The organism is Promicromonospora sp. Populi (assembly GCF_041081105.1).
GTDB lineage: Bacteria > Actinomycetota > Actinomycetes > Actinomycetales > Cellulomonadaceae > Promicromonospora.
The window spans coordinates 4175598-4192075 of sequence record NZ_CP163528.1 but is presented as its reverse complement, the minus strand read 5'-3'; the positions used below and the strand labels follow the sequence as shown (position 1 = coordinate 4192075).

Below are 16478 nucleotides of genomic sequence, written 5' to 3'. Positions count from 1 at the left end.
ATTGACCGATCTCAGAGCAACCGACCGAAGTCATCAAGCCGGGCGTGCAAGCGACCGAACTCGGCGAATCAGGCGAGCAGGAGCGCCCTGGCCTACGGGAGCACCAGGATCTTGCCCCGGGCCGCTCCGGACTCCAGGCGGCGGAACGCCTCGATCGTGTCGTCGAGGCCGTAGCGGCGGTCGATCCGCGGCACCACCTCTCCCGAGGCGAGGAGCCCGGCCAGCTCGTCCAGGTCCGCCCGCTGGTTCGGCTGCCAGAAGAAGGTGCCCATCCGGGTACCCGTCAGCCTGCCGACCAGTGGGCCCAGCAGCGTCATCGCTGCGAAGGAGCCGATCCGCCGCGCGATCAGCACGTACCGGCCACCCGGCGCGAGGGGACGCCGGAGTGCGAACACGGACCGGGTGTCGGCGATGTCGAGGACGACGTCGAACCGGCGCGCGCCCCGCGTGAAGTCCTCACGGGTGTAGTCGATCACCTCGTCCGCACCCAGGTCCCGGAGGAAATCGAGCTTGTCACCGTGATCGATGGCCGTGACCTGGGCCCCGCGCAGCTTCGCGATCTGCACCGCGAACGGCCCCACGCAGCCGCCCGCCCCGTTGATGAGCACCCGCTCGCCCGGCCGGATCGGCCCGACGGCGCGCAGGCACTGCAGCGCGAGCGACCCGGAGTGCGGTGCGGTGGCGGCGGCGTCGAACGACACGTCGTCCGGCAGTGGAGACAGGGCCGACGCCAGGACGCACACCCGGTCCGCGAGCGCACCGTGCCCGCTGTCGAACAGGTCAGCCCAGACGCGGTCGCCCACCCGGAGGCTGCTCACGTCCGGCCCGACCTGCTCAACCGTTCCGGCGACATCGATCCCGACCCGGCGGTTCGTCGGGCGGAACAAACCGGTGGCGACGCGAGAGGCCCTGGGACGGCCCAGGAGGTGATCGAGGTCGGCCATGTTCAGCGAGGCTGCCTCGACGCGGACCACCACCTCGCCCGAACCAGGGACCGGTGGCTCGATGTTGTCGATGCGCAGGACGTCGACCGGCCCATACGGGTCCCGGACGACGGCTCTCATGCGCCGCCGCCGGCGACGACCGGGGCGGGCTGCAGCACGAGGAAGTCGGCGACGCGGAACATCCGCACGACCCGGCGGTCCGCCGCAGACAGGTAGGGCAGCGCCTCGGCCTGCCCCACGAGCTCCGGCGTCACGAGGTAGGTACGCCCGTCGACCTTCAGCTCCGCGGAGCCTGCCGCGCGGATGTTCCGCAGCCAGTCCACGTCGCGCCCGTACGGGAGGTAGACGAGGAAGTTGTCGTCCATCGGGTACACACCGATCGGGGTCGCGTACGACTTGCCCGACGTTCGCCCGACGTGCCGGATCACCGCGCTGGACGAGCCCGGCTCCCCCGCGTCCCGCATCGTTCCCCGGTTGGTGAACCGCCGGTTGAAGCGGCGGATGACCGCGAGCCCGCGCGGGTTCTTGGTGCGCATGACCAGCACGAGCGCGAGGAACAGGCCGAGCCCCAGCACCACCAGCCCGACAACGACCCAGAGGATCCAGACCCACATGATGTTCCGCCTTCTCGTTGTGACTTACGGTGTAAGCCTTACGTCGTAAGGTAGGGCTGCCCGACCATCCGGTCAAGGGTTCGGCCGACGTAGGATCGCGGGATCATGACTTCACCCCGGGCGGCAGGCACGACGCAACGGAGCGCGCTGAGCCGCGCCCGGGTGCTGGAGTCCGCGGTCGCCCTGGCGGACCGGGACGGCCTCCGTTCGCTCACGATGCGCAGCCTGGCCCGGGAGCTCGGGATCGAGGCGATGTCGCTCTATCACCACGTCGCCAACAAGGAGGACCTGCTCGACGGCGTGATCGACGTCGTCGCTGCCGAGATCCAGGAGGCGGTGGGCGGGCTGGAGCCACTGGCCGACGACGCCCCGTCGTCGGCGTGGAAACCCGCCATGCGCCGGCAGATCCTCACGGCGCGCGGGGTGCTGCTCCGCCACCCCTGGGCGACGACCGTCCTGGAGACCAGGACCTCCTTCAGCCTGCCCATCGTGCGGTACTTCGACTCGCTCCTCGGGCTGATGCGGCGCGGCGGTTTCTCCTACGACCTGGTCCACCACGCCATGCACGCCCTGGGCAGCCGGGCGCTCGGATTCTCGCAGGAGCTCTTCGAGCCCGACGGCGCCACGGCGGGCTCGACGGCCGGCGGCAGCCCCGCGGAGGGCGCCGACGCCGCCGCGGAGGCGATGCTCCAGCAGATGGCCGACGAGGTGCCGCACATGATCGAGATGCTGGCCGAGGTGGCGCACGAGGGTCCCGGAGCCACGCTCGGCTGGTGCGACGACCAGACCGAGTTCGAGTTCGGCCTCGACATCATCCTCGACGGACTCGACCGGTTGGCCGAGCGCGAGGCGCACTGACCGGGCCGAGCCAGGCCGGGCCGAGCCGGCGTCAGCGCAGCGGGTCGAACGGCCGGATCTCCTCCGGCGTCTCCCCCGTCGTGATGAGCGCGGCCAGGGCCCGTCCCGTCGCCGGGCCCAGCACCATGCCCCACATCCCGTGGCCACCGGCGGCGTAGACGCCCGGCGCGTTGGTACGGCCGACGAGCGGCAGCCCGTCCGGCGTCACCGGCCGGGCGCCGACCCACTCGTCCTCGCGGGAGTCGAGGTCGACACCCTCGAAGAGCCCTCGGACCGAGTTCACGATCGCCTGGACTCGGCCGGGCTGGAAGGGCTCGTCGGGACCGCGGAACTCCATGGTCCCGGCGATCCGTAACCGCCCCTGGTACGGGGTGCAGGCCACCCGCCGGCCCGGGAAATATACGGGGTGGTCGATCGGCGGTCCCGTCACGGGCACGCTGAACGAGTAGCCCCGCCCCGCCTGCACCCGGGTTCGCACACCGAGCTGCCGCACCAGGTCGGGGAGCCATGCGCCGGTGGCGACCACCACGGCGTCCGCCGTCATCCGACCGTGCCCTTCGACCGCTACCTGGACGCCGCCAGGCGCCGGGTGGATCCCTGTGACGCGGGCGTCCGTGAGCACCTTCGCTCCTCGCGCGCTGACCGAGGTCGCGAGCGCCTGCACGTAGGGGCCCGGCTCGACGTAGCGCTGCCCTTCCACGGCCCAGATCGACTGGACTGCCGGGGAGAGGTGCGGCACGCGGACGCCGTCGGGCAGCCTGGACAGCCGGACCTCCTGGCCGGCCTTGGCCACACCGCGCAGCTCGTGCACAAACGGGCCGGACTCCCGCTCCCGCTCGAACCCGACGATCCAGCGGCTGGGGTGCGATGTCGCGTGCACACCACCGGCCTCCAGCTCGTCGTACGCCGCGAGCGCGACGCGGCTGATCGGGGTGAGGTCCGCCATGGCGCGCCGCCACGCGCCGGGCGTCGCGTGCGACATGAAGCGGGCGACGAAGCCCCAGAGCGCTCGGTCGAACCGGAAGGGGACGCTGAGCGGGGCGGTGGGGTCGAGCATCGCCTTCGGGCCGTAGGCCCAGAGCGAGGGGTCGGCCAGCGGCATGACCATGCCGGGGGTGAGCCAGCCGGCGTTCCCCCAGGATGCGCCGGCGGCGACGCCGTCCCGGTCGAGGACCGTCACCTCCACACCGTGTTCTTGCAGGTGCCAAGCGGTCGAGAGGCCGACGATCCCGGCCCCTACGACGATTGCCGTCTTCGTTTCACGCACGCCAGTGCTCCTTGCTGTTCAGGGTCTTGACCTCCCCGGCACCCCTCCCCCTCGAGCGGCTGACGCGTCCCATCGTCCGCCCTGCGGATCGATTGGGCGCGACGATCGGGTGAAGTGCGTTGGAACGTGGGGTGTGGATCTTCCGTCCGACGCCGGCCCGGGGCGCGAGTCAGCCGAGCGGCTGGGCCAGGGGCTCGATCGCGGCGATCTCGTCCTCGGTCAGCGGGCCGGCTGCGAGCGCCGCCACGTTGTCCTCGAGCTGTCCCACCGACGACGCGCCGATCAGGGCGGAGGTCACGCGCCGATCCCGCAGCACCCAGGCGAGCGCGAGCTGCGCAAGCGTCTGGCTGCGGCCGGCGGCGATCTGATCGAGGGCCTTGGCGCGGCTCAGGTAGTCCTCGGTGAGTGCGCCGGCCGAGAGGAACGGCGAGTCGGAACGGGCGGCCCGGGATCCCTCGGGCGCCTGACCGGCGAGGTACTTGCTGGTCAGCAGGCCCTGCTGCAGCGGGGAGAACACGATGGTCCCGACGCCGAGGTCGCCGACGACGTCGAGCAGGGACTCGGTCTGCTCACCGTCGTACCCGTCCTTGTGCGCCGGGTTCTCGATGTGCCGGTTGAACATCGAGTAGGACGGCTGGTGGATGAGCAGCGGAACGCCCAGCTCGTCAAGGATGCGCGCGGCCTCGCGGGTCCGGGCCGGCGAGTAGTTGGAGACGCCTACGTACAGCGCCTTGCCCTGCTGGACCGCCGACACGAGCGCGCCCATGGTCTCCTCGAGCGGCGTCGAGGTGTCGGGGCGGTGGTGGTAGAAGACGTCGACGTAGTCCACACCCATCCGGGTGAGCGACTGGTCCAGGGAGGCGAGGAGGTACTTGCGCGAGCCGTGGTCCCCGTACGGGCCGGGCCACATGCCGTAGCCGGCCTTCGTGGAGAGGACCAGCTCGTCGCGGTACGGCTTCAGGTCGGCCGCGAAGTGCCGCCCGAAGTTCTCCTCGGCAGACCCGGCCGGCGGGCCGTAGTTGTTCGCCAGGTCGAAGTGCGTGACGCCGAGGTCGAACGCGCGGCGCAGGATGGCGCGCTGGGTGTCGAACCGGCTGGTGTCACCGAAGTTCTGCCACAGGCCCAGCGACAGGGCCGGGAGGTCGAGACCGGAGCGGCCGGCGCGGCGGTACTGCATGGTGTCGTAACGGTCCTCGGCAGCGAGGTGGGGAACGTGAGCCATACCTACATCATCCCCCGCCCCCCGGGGTCGTTGAGCACAGCGGCTGCTGCCAGATCGGCCGTGCTTCTGGCAGCAGCAGCTGTGCTGAACGAGCTTCAGGTCAGCAGTAGAGGTTGCCGCCCGGGTCCACGCCTAGCGCGCTGGTGAAGCGGAGGTAGGTGTCGACACGACTCTGCACCTGCCCCGGGTTTCCACCGTTGCACTCGATGCTGCCGTTGATGCTGCGGATCGTCTCGCCGAACCCGGCGCTGTTGACGATCGCGTTGTGCGGCGTCATGGTGCCCGGCCCGTTCTGGGTGTTCCAGTACCAGAGCCCGGTCTTCCAGGCGACGGCCGAGTCGGTCTGCACGAGGCGCGGGTTGTTCAGCAGGTCGATGCCGAGCGCGATGCCCGCGGCCCGGTAGTTGAAGTTCCAGCTGAGCTGGATCGGCCCGCGGCCGTAGTACTGGTCGTGGCCCGCCGGGCAGCCGTAGGACTGCGAGGTGTCGCAGTAGTGCGGGTAGTTGGCCGTGTTCTGCTCCACGATGTGGACCAGACCGCCGGTCTCGTGCGAGACGTTCGCCAGGAACGCCGCGGCCTCACGCCGCTGGATGGTCTCGCTGCCGGCATTGGTGAAAGCCGGGTAGGCGCTGAGCGCCGTGACAAGGCCCGAGTAGGTGTAGAACGAGTTCCGGTTCGGGAAGAACGAGTTGAACTGGGCCTCGCTGACGGGGAACGCCCCGCTGCTCGGGGGATCGACGGGCGGCTCGCCGCCACAGGTGCCGATCTGCTCCCAGACACCCCACTGGCCGGTGGTCCCCGGCGTCTCGCCCTGGGTCCACCACTTGGCGCGCCAGGCGAGACCGCCGTGGGTGACCAGGTTGTTGGCGACGTAGACGGCGCCGCTGTTCCAGGCGGGTGCGCTGCAGTCGGCCACCGCGGCCGGGGCCACCGGGCCCGTAGCCGGGGCTGCCGAGCCGGGGACTGCGACGACTCCGGTCAACAGGATCGCAGCGACAAGACTTGTGACAAAGAGCGGTACACGACGAGATCTCACGGGGAACCACCTCGCTTCGGGTCCTGGGCCGTCGGGCGTCGACGACCGATTTGTTCAGGAACCTAGCAAGGTGCGCCCAGGCAGGGCGTGAGGGATTCCCACACGGGTAACCCGTACACCACCAGCTGGTTGTGGGCGCACAGCCAAGGGGTCAGGCCGAGTCGCGGACCACCAGGGTCGGCTCGAAGATCGCCGAGCGCACGGCCGGCTCGTCGGCGTCGATCTGCTCGAGCAGCATCCGGGCCATCTCCTGGGCCATCTTCTCCACGGGCTGGCGCACCGTCGTGAGGCGGGGACGGGTCTGCACCGCCACGGGGCTGTCGTCGAACCCGACGATCGCAACGTCGTCGGGCACGCGCCGGCCGAGGGTCTGGAGCACGTGGATCGCACCCTGGGCCATGAGGTCGTTCGAGACGAAGACGCCGTCGACGTCGGGGGCGATCGCGAGCAGCTCAGCCATCGCCGCCTCGCCGCTGTCGAACGTGAAGGAGCCCGCGACGCTCGGGACGAACGCGTGCCCGCGGCGCGCCGCGGCGTCGCGGAAGCCGTCGAGCCGGTCCCGCGCCGAGGCGACGTCGACGGGCCCGGAGATCACACCGAGCCTTCGGCAGCCCCGATCCATCAGGTGGTTCGCGGCCAGGCGGGCGCCGTCGGCGTTGGCGAGGTCTACGTAGCTCGCCGGGATCGCGTGGCCGGGCCGCGCGAAGAGCACTATGGGCCGGCCGGTGCCCAGCAGGTCCTCGGGGAGCGGGTCGTCGGCGTACGTGGAGACGAGCAGCGCCCCGTCGGCATTGCCGAACCGCAGGTAGGAGACCACCTGGCCCCTGGTCTGGTCGTCGTCGGCGAACATCAGGACCGGGTGCACGTCGTGCGGGCGGAGCGTGCGCACGAGCGACCCGACCACCCGCCCGAAGAACGGGTCGGAGAAGACGCCGGACAGGTCGAGCTCGCCCTCCGGGTCCGCATCGGCACCCGAGATGACGACGGCGACCGTGCCCGTGCGCCGCGTGACCAGGGAGCGCGCCGCCCGGTTGGGGACGTAGCCCGTCTCCGCCACCGCCTCGAGGACCACCTCCTGCACCGCGGGCGCGACCTTGCGCTTGCCGTTGATGACCCGGGACACGGTCGCGCGGGAGACGCCGGCGACCTTCGCCACGTCCTCCAGGGTCGGCGCCGCACGCCGCAGATCCTTGCTCACAGGCTGACGTTAACAGAGTAAGAGCGCTCTCCCATGGACCCGGTGCGGGTGACGTGGCGCGCGCCCCGGAGCCGCCGTCGTCGTACGAAAGACATTGGATTAGGAATCAAACCTCCTGAATAGTGGCCAAACCACCCGAGAAGGAGCGGCGTCAAAGCCTTGACGACCCCGTGACAGCGGGTCAAAGATTGGCGGCGTAAGAGCGCTCTCCCAACTCGCGGCGCATCGGAGCGACGCGAAGGCAGGCTCAACGACGAACCGCGCCACCGGCCACCGCACCCTGGCCGACGAGCGGACGGAGAGGAAGACCATGACCACCACCGGATCACCCGGCGCAGCAGCGCCCCGGCTCACGCGCGGCCTACGTGCCGGGGCTGCCGCCCTCGCGACCGGCCTGCTGGCCGCGACGGCTCTTGTTGTCCCCGCGACCTCGGCCCAGGCGGAGCCCGTGCTGCTCTCGCAGGGCCGGACCGCCACCGCCTCGTCCACGGAGAACCCCGACTACACCCCCGCGCGCGCCGCGGTCGACGGTGATCTCAGCACCCGCTGGGCCAGCGAGTTCAGCGACCCGCAGTGGATCCGGGTCGACCTCGGCCAGACCGCCGACCTCGATCACGTGGAGCTGGTCTGGGAGTCGGCGTACTCGACCACCTACCAGTTCCAGGTCTCGGCCGACGGCTCGTCCTGGTCCACCGTGTACTCCACGACGTCGGGCGACGGCGGCACCGACACCTTCGATGTCACCGCGACCGCCCGCCACGTGCGGCTGCTGTCCACCGCGCGGGCGAGCGGCTACGGCAACTCGCTGTGGGAGCTGCGGGTCTTCGGCGAGGCGGACGGCTCGGGTCCTGGCGACCCGGGGCCCGTCGACGCCGATCCCGGCCACCCGAACGTCCCGGTGCGGGACTCGGGGCCGAGCGACGTCGAGGTCGTCGGCGGCAACGGGGCCTGGGACCTGCGAGTCGACGGGCAGCCCTATACCGTCCGCGGCTTCACCTGGGGTCCGGCGTTCAGCACCGCCGACCACTACATGCCGCCGCTGGTCGAGATGGGCGCCAACACGATCCGCACGTGGGGCACCGGGGCGGACACGCGTCAGCTCCTCGACTCGGCCGCCGCGCACGACGTCCGCGTGGTGATGGGCTTCTGGCTGCTGCCTGGCGGCGGCCCCGGATCGGGCGGCTGTATCGACTATCGCTCCGACGCGACCTACAAGGCCAACACCAAGGCCGACATCCTGAACTGGGTCAACACCTACAAGAACCACCCCGGCGTGCTCATGTGGAACATCGGCAACGAGGCGCTGCTCGGCCTGCAGAACTGCTACTCGGGCACGGAGCTGGAGCAGATCCGCAACGCGTATGCGGCGTTCGTCAACGAGGTGAGCGTCGCCGTCCACCAGGCCGACCCGAACCACCCGACCACCAGCACCGACGCGTGGGTCGGCGCCTGGCCCTACATCGAGCGGAACGCCCCCGACCTCGACCTGCTGTCGGTCAACGCCTACGGCGACGTCTGCAACATCGAGGCGGCCTGGGAGTCCGGCGGCTACGACCGGCCCTACCTGCTGACCGAGGGCGGCGCGGCCGGCGAGTGGGAGGTGCCGGACGACGCGAACGGCGTCCCCGAGGAGCCCACCGACCTGGAGAAGGGCGCGGCCTACGTGGACTCCTGGCGCTGCCTGCGGGGCCACGAGGGCGTGGCACTGGGCGCCACGTTCTTCCACTACGGCATCGAGGGCGACTTCGGCGGCGTGTGGTTCAACATCCTGCCCGGCGACAACAAGCGTCTCGGCTACTACTCGATCGCCCAGGCCTGGGGCGTCGACACCTCGGCAATGAACACCCCGCCGCGCATCTCCGCGATGGATGTTCCCGGGTCGACGGCGGTGGAGGCCGGCGAGCAGTTCACGGTCACCGTGGACGTGGCTGACCCGGACGGCGACACCATCACGTCCAACGTGATGCTGAACAGCAAGTACATCAACAACGCCGGCGGCATCGCGCAGGCGCAGTTCACGCAGACGGCCCCGGGTACCTTCCGGGTCACGGCGCCCGAGATGCTCGGCGTCTGGAAGGTCTACGTGTTCGCCGAGGACGGCAACGGCAACGTGGGCGTGGAGACGCGGTCGTTCCGCGTCGTCGCGCCCGAGGTCGGCGGCACGAACATCGCGCGGGGCAAGACGGCGACGGCGTCGAGCTTTGACCCGTGGAACGGCGACTGGACCCCGGGCCGGGCCGTCGACGGCGACGCCTCGACCCGCTGGGCGAGCGAGTGGGGCCCGACCGCCTGGTGGCAGGTGGACCTGGGCTCGGTGCAGTCGTTCGACCACGTCCAGCTCGTCTGGGAGACGGCCTACGGGAAGTCCTACGAGGTGCAGACCTCCACGGACGGCAACACCTGGACCACGGTCCGCGCGGTCACGGGCGGCAACGGCGGCGTCGACAGCCTGGACGTGGCGGGGACCGGCCGGTACGTCCGGCTGAACTTCACCGAGCGCGGGACCGAGTGGGGCTACTCCCTGTACGAGCTCGGCATCTACCAGCAGTGACCGTGCACCAGCAGTGACGAGTCAGCAAGGCACACCACCATCTAAGGAGGAACCATGCGCACAGCACTCAGCACACCCCGCCTGTTAGCGGGGGCATTCGCCACAGCACTGCTCGCCTCGACCCTCAGCGCGGCCGGGACGCTCGGCGCCACCACCGCCGTCGCCGAACCGAACACGCTGCTCTCGCAGGGCGCGCTCACGGCGGCGTCGAGCTCCGAGTCCGGCGGTCTCGGGCCGCGCTTCGCCGTCGACGGCGACCGCAACACGCGCTGGGCCAGCAACCCGACGGACAACGAGTGGATCAAGGTTGACCTCGGGCGGTCCTACGACCTCGACCACATCGCCCTGGAGTGGGAGGCCGCGTACGGCGCGGCGTTCACGCTCCAGGTCTCGTCCGACGGCGCGGCGTGGAACACCGTCGTCACCGAGGGCGCGGGCACCGGCGGGACCGAGGTGTACGAGGTGTCGGTGACGGGCCGGTACGTCCAGCTCGTCGGCACCGCGCGCGGAACCGGGTACGGCTACTCGCTCATCGAGCTCCAGGTGTTCGGCGACGGCGAGGCGGGCGGGCCGGAGGACCCGCCGCCGTTCCCCGGGGACGAGGTGACGCACCACGAGTTCCAGGCCAACTGCGAGTTCTCGCACTTCCTGCCCGACGACTCGATCGTGTACCCCGGGCAGCCCGGCCGGTCGCACCTGCACACGTTCATCGGCAACCGGTCGACGAACGCCTACACCACGCCCGCGAGCCTGCTCGCGAACCCGGCGAGCACCTGCACGGTGCCGCAGGACCAGTCGGCCTACTGGTTCCCCGCCATCACGGAGGGCGGGGTGCCGGTAGAGCCGAACATCCCGATGACCGTCTACTACAAGTCCGGGATCGACGACTACACCGACGTGGTGCCGTTCCCGGAGGGCCTCCAGTTCGTGACCGGCGACATGATGGCCACGGTCGACGAGTTCCGCACCGCACCCGGCGCCGTCGAGGGCTGGGAGTGCGGCGACATCTCCAAGAGCTGGGAGATCCCGGCGAACTGCCCCGCGGGGACGCAGCTCAACATCCGCTACCAGGCGCCGAGCTGCTGGGACGGCGTGCACCTGACGCCGGAGGAGTCCGCCCACATGGGCCACGGCTCGCACATGGCGTACCCGGTCTCGGGCCAGTGCCCGCTGAGCCACCCCGTGGCCGTGCCGATGCTCGAGTTCAAGATCGCCTGGCCGGTCAGCGGTGACATGTCCGACGTCGCGCTGGTGAGCGGGTCCGACCAGTCGTGGCACTACGACTTCGTCAACGCCTGGGACCCCGAGGTGCTCCGCCGGCTCGTGGAGCACTGCATCAACGGCGGGCTCCAGTGCAACCCCCGCGGCTACGACCTGTACAAGCCGCACCGCGGAACCGTGCTCGACGAGAACTACGAGCTCGTGCCGGAGCCGGCCGCCGCACGCGAGGAGGTGACTTCATGACGGCGCGGCGCGGGCGGCGGGGCTGGCTCGCCGCCGCGGCGGTCGCGGCCTGCGTCGCGGCACCGCTGACGGCGGCGGCCGCGCCGGCCTCGGCGCCGGTCCCCGCCGCGGCGGCCTGCGGCACCACGAACGCCGCGCTCGGACGCGCGGCGACGGCGTCGTCCACCGAGGGCCCGTTCGGCGCGGCCTCGGCCGTCGACGGCGATCCCGGCACCCGCTGGGCCAGCGAGTTCAGCGACCCGCAGTGGATCCGGGTCGACCTCGGCTCGGTCCAGGACCTGTGCCGGGTCGAGCTCGCCTGGGAGGCCGCATACGGCAAGGGCTTCCGGATCGAGGCCTCCGACGACGGCGCCACCTGGCGCACGCTCAACACCACCACGAACGGCACCGGTGGCAACCAGTCCCTCGACATCGCGGGGTCGGGCCGGTACGTGCGCCTCACCGGCACGGAGCGGGGCACGGGCTACGGGTACTCGCTCTGGGAGCTCAAGGTGTTCACGGGCGACAGCGGCACCACGCCCGGCGACCCGATCCCCGGTGGCGGTGACCTCGGGCCGAACGTGCACGTCTTCGGCCCGGACACGCCGGCCACCCAGATCCAGGCGGCGGTCGACACCGTCTACGACCAGCAGGAGTCGGACCAGTTCGGTGACGGTCGGCACCAGTTCCTCTTCGAGCCGGGCACCTATCCGGTGCACGTGAACGCCGGTTTCCACACCTCGATCTCCGGCCTGGGGACAAGGCCGGACGACGTGAACATCACCGGTGGCGTCTGGGCCGACGCGGAGTGGTTCGAGGGCAACGCCACCCAGAACTTCTGGCGTTCGGTCGAGAACCTCGCGGTCACCCCGACCGGCGGGGACATGCGGTGGGCCGTGTCGCAGGCGGCGCCCATGCGCCGCGTGCACGTCAAGGGCAACCTCATGCTGCACTCGTCGCGCTACGGCTGGGCGTCGGGCGGCTACATCGCCGACTCCGTGGTCGACGGCGAGGTCCGCGCCTGGACGCAGCAGCAGTGGTACACCCGCGACTCGACGCTCACGGGCGGCTGGGCGGGGACGCTGTGGAACATGGTGTTCTCCGGTGTGGAGAACGCACCGCCGACGTCGTTCCCCGAACCCGCGGTGACCACTCTGGACACCACCGGCATCATCCGCGAGAAGCCGTACCTCTACCTCGACGGCGACGACTATGCGGTCTTCGTGCCGTCGGCTCGGTCGGGCACCAGGGGTGCGACCTGGGACGGCGGGACGACGTCGGGCACCTCGATCCCGCTCGACGAGTTCTACGTGGCCCAGCCGGGCGACTCCGCCGCGCGGATCAACGAGGCGCTGGACCAGGGCCTGCACCTGCTGCTCACGCCGGGGATCTACGAGACCACCGGGACGATCGAGGTGGACCGCGCCGACACCGTCGTGCTCGGGCTCGGCTACGCCACGATCGTGCCGACGGCGGGGCAGACGGCCATGCGGGTAGGCGACGTCGACGGCGTCCGGATCGCGGGTGTGCTGTTCGACGCCGGCACCACCGAGTCGCCGTCGATGCTGACGGTCGGCACGGCGGGGTCGACCGCGGACCATTCGGACGACCCGATCTCGCTGCACGACGTGTTCGTGCGGGTCGGCGGCGCCCACGTGGGGCGGGTGGACCAGGCGATAGTGGTGAACGCCGACGACACGATCATCGACCACATCTGGTCCTGGCGCGGTGATCACGGCGACGGCGTCGGCTGGGACGTCAACACCGCGGACAACGGGCTGGTGGTGAGCGGCGACGACGTCGACGGGTACGGGCTCTTCGTCGAGCACTTCCAGGAGTACAACACCCTGTGGACCGGGGAGCGCGGCCGCACGATCTTCTACCAGAACGAGCTGCCGTACGACCCGCCGAACCAGGCGGCGTGGAACCACGACGGCGTCCGGGGCTGGGCGGCGTACAAGGTCGCGGACGGCGTGACGCAGCACGAGGCCTGGGGTCTGGGCTCGTACTGCGTGTTCACCTCGGACGCGTCCATCACCTCGGACAACGGCTTCGAGGTGCCGGTCACGCCGGGGGTGCGGATGCACTCGCTGCTCACGGTGTCGCTCGGCGGGGTGGGCACGTACGAGCACGTCATCAACGGCGTCGGCCCCCGCGCCGCCGGAACGGAAACCATCCCGGCCAAGGTGGTGAGCTACCCCTAGCCGAGCGGCCGGAATGACCATGCACCTGCTGCCAGGCGGAGCCCGATCCTGGCAGCAGGTGCATGGTCATTTCTGACCGCGGCTCAGGTGACCGCGCCCAGGTGCCAGGGGATGAACTCCTCGGCACCGATCTCCAGCTCCTCGCTCACCGTCTGCTCCCCCGAGGCGACCGCGAGGATCCGGTCGAAGATCTGCCGGCCCACCTCGGCGACGGTAGCCGTGCCGTCCACGATCACACCCGCGTTGAGGTCCATGTCCTCGGACATCACCGAGTACATGGGGGTGTTGGTCGCCACCTTGATCGACGGCGTCGGGCGGCACCCGAAGACCGAGCCGCGGCCCGTGGTGAATACGACGACGTTGGCGCCGCCCGCCACCAGGCCGGTGACCGATACGGGGTCGTAGCCCGGGGTGTCCATGAAACCGAACCCCCGCTCGGTGATGGGTTCGGCGTACTCGTAGACGGCGCCGAGGTCGGCCTGGCCGCCCTTGGCCACGGCCCCGAGCGACTTCTCCAGGATGGTCGTGAGCCCGCCGGCCTTGTTGCCCGGCGACGGGTTGTTGTCGAGTGTTCCGCCGCCCGCGGCGACGTAACCCCGCCACCAGTCGATGCGGTCCAGCAGCTTCTTCGCGACGCCGGGCGACGTCGCCCGAGCCGTGAGCAGGTGCTCGGCGCCGTACACCTCAGGGGTCTCGGCCAGCACGGACGTGCCGCCGTAGGCGACCAGACGGTCTGAGGCCCAGCCGAGCGCCGGGTTGGCGGTGATCCCGGAGTAGCCGTCCGATCCGCCGCAGTTCAGCGCAAGCACCAGCTCCGACACGTCGCAATCGACCCGCTCGCGCGCGTTGACCAGCGGCAACATCGCTCGGACGGCGGCGACGCCGGCCCGCACCGAGGCCCGCACGCCGCCGGCGTCCTGGATCGTCAGGGAGCGGACGACGGTGTCGTCCGGGATGGCGGCCAGCAGCCCGGACCGGGTGTCGTCGGGGGCGCCGACCGTGGGCATCCCCAGGTCCGCGACCTGGCCCGAGCGCGCCGACAGCGCTGCGCCCGGCACCATCTCGCAGCCCAGCCCCAGCACCAGCAGGCCCGCGACGTTCGGGTGGGCGGCATAACCGCGCAGGGTGCGCAGCAGCACCTGCCCGCCCTCGGAGTCCGGGACCAGGCCGCAGCCGCTCGTGTGAGTAAGGGCGATCACGCCGTCTACGTTCCCGAACTCGTCCAGGGCCGCGCCGCGGAACTGGTCGGCGATCATCTTCGCCGTCGACGCCGAGCAGTTCACGCTCGTCAGGATCGCCACGAAGTTGCGGGTGCCGACCCGGCCGTCGGCCCGGCGGTAGCCGCGGAAGGTGGGGCGGGCGCTGTCCGCACCCCCCGGAGTATCCGCGCTTCGCCGCGTTACCTGGCGGGGACACCTGGGGTCGGCTGCGCCGTCGGGCAGCGGGAGGTCCGTGTGGGTGCCGCCCAGCGGCGCCTCGCGCGCGGACTCCTCGAAGCCGAGGTTGTGCGTGTGCACGTGGTCGCCGGGCGCGATGTCGGTGGTCGCAACCCCGATGACCTGCCCGTACTTGTGCACCTCCGCGCCCGCGGGCACGGCCCGGAGCGCGATCTTGTGCCCCCGCGGCACGGGCTGCCCGACGGCGACCGGGCCGGTCCCGGGAGCCGTGGCTCGGTCCCCCGGGTTCAGATCGCGCGTCGCGACGGCGACGTCGTCTCCCTCGCGCAGGACGAGCAGATCGACCTCGGGCACTCGGCACACCTCCCTGTGAACCGTTTGATCGTAGCGACGAGCTGTGGCCGGCCAGGCCCGGGCGTCGGCGCCCTGCACCTGGACAACCCTGAAGGAGGACACCCGAGCGTGGGAAGGTGCACGGGTGCTACCCGTTCTGACTGCTATCGGTTCCATGGCCTGCGTCGTCGCGCTCGGCTGGGTGATCCAGCGGCGCGGGCTCCTCTCCGGGCGGATGCTCCCCGGCCGGGCCGCACGGGCGGAGGGCGGCACGGAGGGCGAGGCAGCCGCCGGAGCCGACGTCGGGGCTGGCGGAGAGACCGGCGGCGCGAGCGCCCGCGGGATCCTCGCGACGCTGTCCTTCACCATCTGCGCGCCCGCGCTGATGTTCAGCACGCTGGCCGGTACCGACCTCGCCCACGTCGTGTCCCGCGGCGCCGCCGTCACGTGGGCGACAACGGCCGTCCTCGCCCTGATCACTGCCGCGCTGGCCCGCTGGGTGCTGCGGCTGCCGGCCGGCCCCGCAGCCGTGACCACGCTGGCCGCCGTCTACGTCAATGGCGGGAACATCGGGATCCCGCTCGCGGTCTACCTGTTCGACGACGCGCTCGCCGTGGTGCCGACCCTGCTCTTCCAGCTGCTCGTCCTGGCGCCGCTGACGCTTGCCGTGCTCGACCGGGCCGGGGCGTCGTCGGCCGACGAGAGCGACATGGGGAGTGATCCGTCGGATCAGGCCCCGTCGGAGCGCGGGCGGGCGGGACGTGCACGGTCGGGCCGCGGGCGGGCGGCGCGGTCGGGCTGGACCTCGGTGGTGCACGTCGCGCTCGCGGCGATCCGGAACCCGATCACGCTCGGCACGGTCGCGGGCCTGCTGGTTGCGGTGGTGAGCGAGCTGACCGGCCTGCGGCTGCCCGACGTCGTGCTGCTGCCCTTCGACCTGATCGGCGCAGCCGCGCCGCCGCTGGGGCTGCTGACGTTCGGCATGACGCTCGCCGTCCCGATGCCGCCGGCGGACGCCGACCTCGGGCCCGCCGCACAGCGACCCAGGCTTGTGGGCTGGGTGATCGCGCTCGCCGTCCTGATGCGCAACGTGCTGCACCCGCTCGCGGCGTGGGGCCTAGGCACCGCACTGGGCCTGGACGCCCCGGCCCTCGCAGTAGTGGTGACCATGGCCGCGCTGCCGACCGCGGTAAACGTCACGACATACGCGACCCGGTACGGCGTCTTCGACGGCGTCGCGGCCCGCGCGACGGTCTGGACCACAGCCCTGTGCGTCCCGGCCCTGATAACGATCGGCGCCCTCCTGGCCTGACCCTGTCCTCCTCTTCGAGTCCTAGGTTTCTCCGCTTTGAGGGCGCTCAAAGCGGAGAAACCTAGGACTCAAAGGGAGGTGCGGGCGCGCCCAACGGCT

Annotated in this window: 12 protein-coding genes; 5 read left to right on the top strand and 7 right to left on the bottom strand. The window is 71.3% G+C overall.

Translation table 11 applies throughout. The features are described from left to right. Positions 1-92 precede the first annotated feature (92 nt). Positions 93-1064, bottom strand: a complete 972-nt coding sequence (locus AB1046_RS18985) for an NAD(P)-dependent alcohol dehydrogenase (protein WP_369370851.1) — start codon at positions 1062-1064, stop codon at positions 93-95. Then, positions 1061-1558: a nitroreductase family deazaflavin-dependent oxidoreductase gene (locus AB1046_RS18980; protein WP_369370850.1), complete on the bottom strand. Its 498-nt coding sequence runs from the start codon at positions 1556-1558 to the stop codon at positions 1061-1063. Before AB1046_RS18980 ends, AB1046_RS18985 begins: the two co-directional genes overlap by 4 nt. Before the next feature lie 105 nt (positions 1559-1663). On the opposite strand from AB1046_RS18980, the gene AB1046_RS18975 reads away from it, so the two are divergent. Continuing rightward, positions 1664-2416: a TetR/AcrR family transcriptional regulator gene (locus AB1046_RS18975; protein WP_369370849.1), complete on the top strand. Its 753-nt coding sequence runs from the start codon at positions 1664-1666 to the stop codon at positions 2414-2416. Positions 2417-2447: 31 nt separating this feature from the next. Here the strand turns inward: AB1046_RS18975 and AB1046_RS18970 are convergent, their stop codons facing one another. The 4 genes from AB1046_RS18970 to AB1046_RS18955 all read right to left on the bottom strand — a co-directional run bounded on the left by AB1046_RS18970 (position 2448) and on the right by AB1046_RS18955 (position 7139). Further along, positions 2448-3683 carry an NAD(P)/FAD-dependent oxidoreductase gene (locus AB1046_RS18970; protein WP_369370848.1) on the bottom strand — a complete coding sequence of 412 codons (1236 nt, stop codon included), beginning with the start codon at positions 3681-3683 and terminating at the stop codon, positions 2448-2450. 169 nt (positions 3684-3852) lie between these two features. Continuing rightward, positions 3853-4905, bottom strand: a complete 1053-nt coding sequence (locus AB1046_RS18965; protein WP_369370847.1) for an aldo/keto reductase — start codon at positions 4903-4905, stop codon at positions 3853-3855. A gap of 100 nt (positions 4906-5005) precedes the next feature. Next, positions 5006-5941 carry a glycoside hydrolase family 19 protein gene (locus AB1046_RS18960; protein ID WP_369370846.1) on the bottom strand — a complete coding sequence of 312 codons (936 nt, stop codon included), beginning with the start codon at positions 5939-5941 and terminating at the stop codon, positions 5006-5008. 151 nt (positions 5942-6092) lie between these two features. Then, entirely contained in the window at positions 6093-7139 is a 1047-nt protein-coding gene (locus AB1046_RS18955; RefSeq protein WP_369370845.1) for a LacI family DNA-binding transcriptional regulator, read from the bottom strand. 310 nt (positions 7140-7449) lie between these two features. Here AB1046_RS18955 and AB1046_RS18950 point away from each other — a divergent pair, with 310 nt between their 5' ends. From AB1046_RS18950 to AB1046_RS18940, 3 genes are read left to right on the top strand one after another with little or no spacing between them, the layout of a single operon-like run. Continuing rightward, positions 7450-9690, top strand: coding sequence for a discoidin domain-containing protein (locus AB1046_RS18950; protein ID WP_369370844.1), 2241 nt, complete (start codon positions 7450-7452; stop codon positions 9688-9690). A 54-nt stretch (positions 9691-9744) separates the two neighbouring features. Then, positions 9745-11154 carry a DUF1996 domain-containing protein gene (locus AB1046_RS18945; RefSeq protein WP_369370843.1) on the top strand — a complete coding sequence of 470 codons (1410 nt, stop codon included), beginning with the start codon at positions 9745-9747 and terminating at the stop codon, positions 11152-11154. Then, positions 11151-13337 carry a discoidin domain-containing protein gene (locus AB1046_RS18940; protein ID WP_369370842.1) on the top strand — a complete coding sequence of 729 codons (2187 nt, stop codon included), beginning with the start codon at positions 11151-11153 and terminating at the stop codon, positions 13335-13337. Before AB1046_RS18945 ends, AB1046_RS18940 begins: the two co-directional genes overlap by 4 nt. An 83-nt stretch (positions 13338-13420) precedes the next feature. On the opposite strand, the gene AB1046_RS18935 is transcribed toward AB1046_RS18940, so the two are convergent. Continuing rightward, positions 13421-15088: a UxaA family hydrolase gene (locus tag AB1046_RS18935; protein WP_369370841.1), complete on the bottom strand. Its 1668-nt coding sequence runs from the start codon at positions 15086-15088 to the stop codon at positions 13421-13423. A 154-nt stretch (positions 15089-15242) separates the two neighbouring features. On the opposite strand from AB1046_RS18935, the gene AB1046_RS18930 reads away from it, so the two are divergent. Further along, positions 15243-16379 carry an AEC family transporter gene (locus AB1046_RS18930; protein ID WP_369370840.1) on the top strand — a complete coding sequence of 379 codons (1137 nt, stop codon included), beginning with the start codon at positions 15243-15245 and terminating at the stop codon, positions 16377-16379. The last annotated feature ends 99 nt before the right edge of the window (positions 16380-16478 follow it).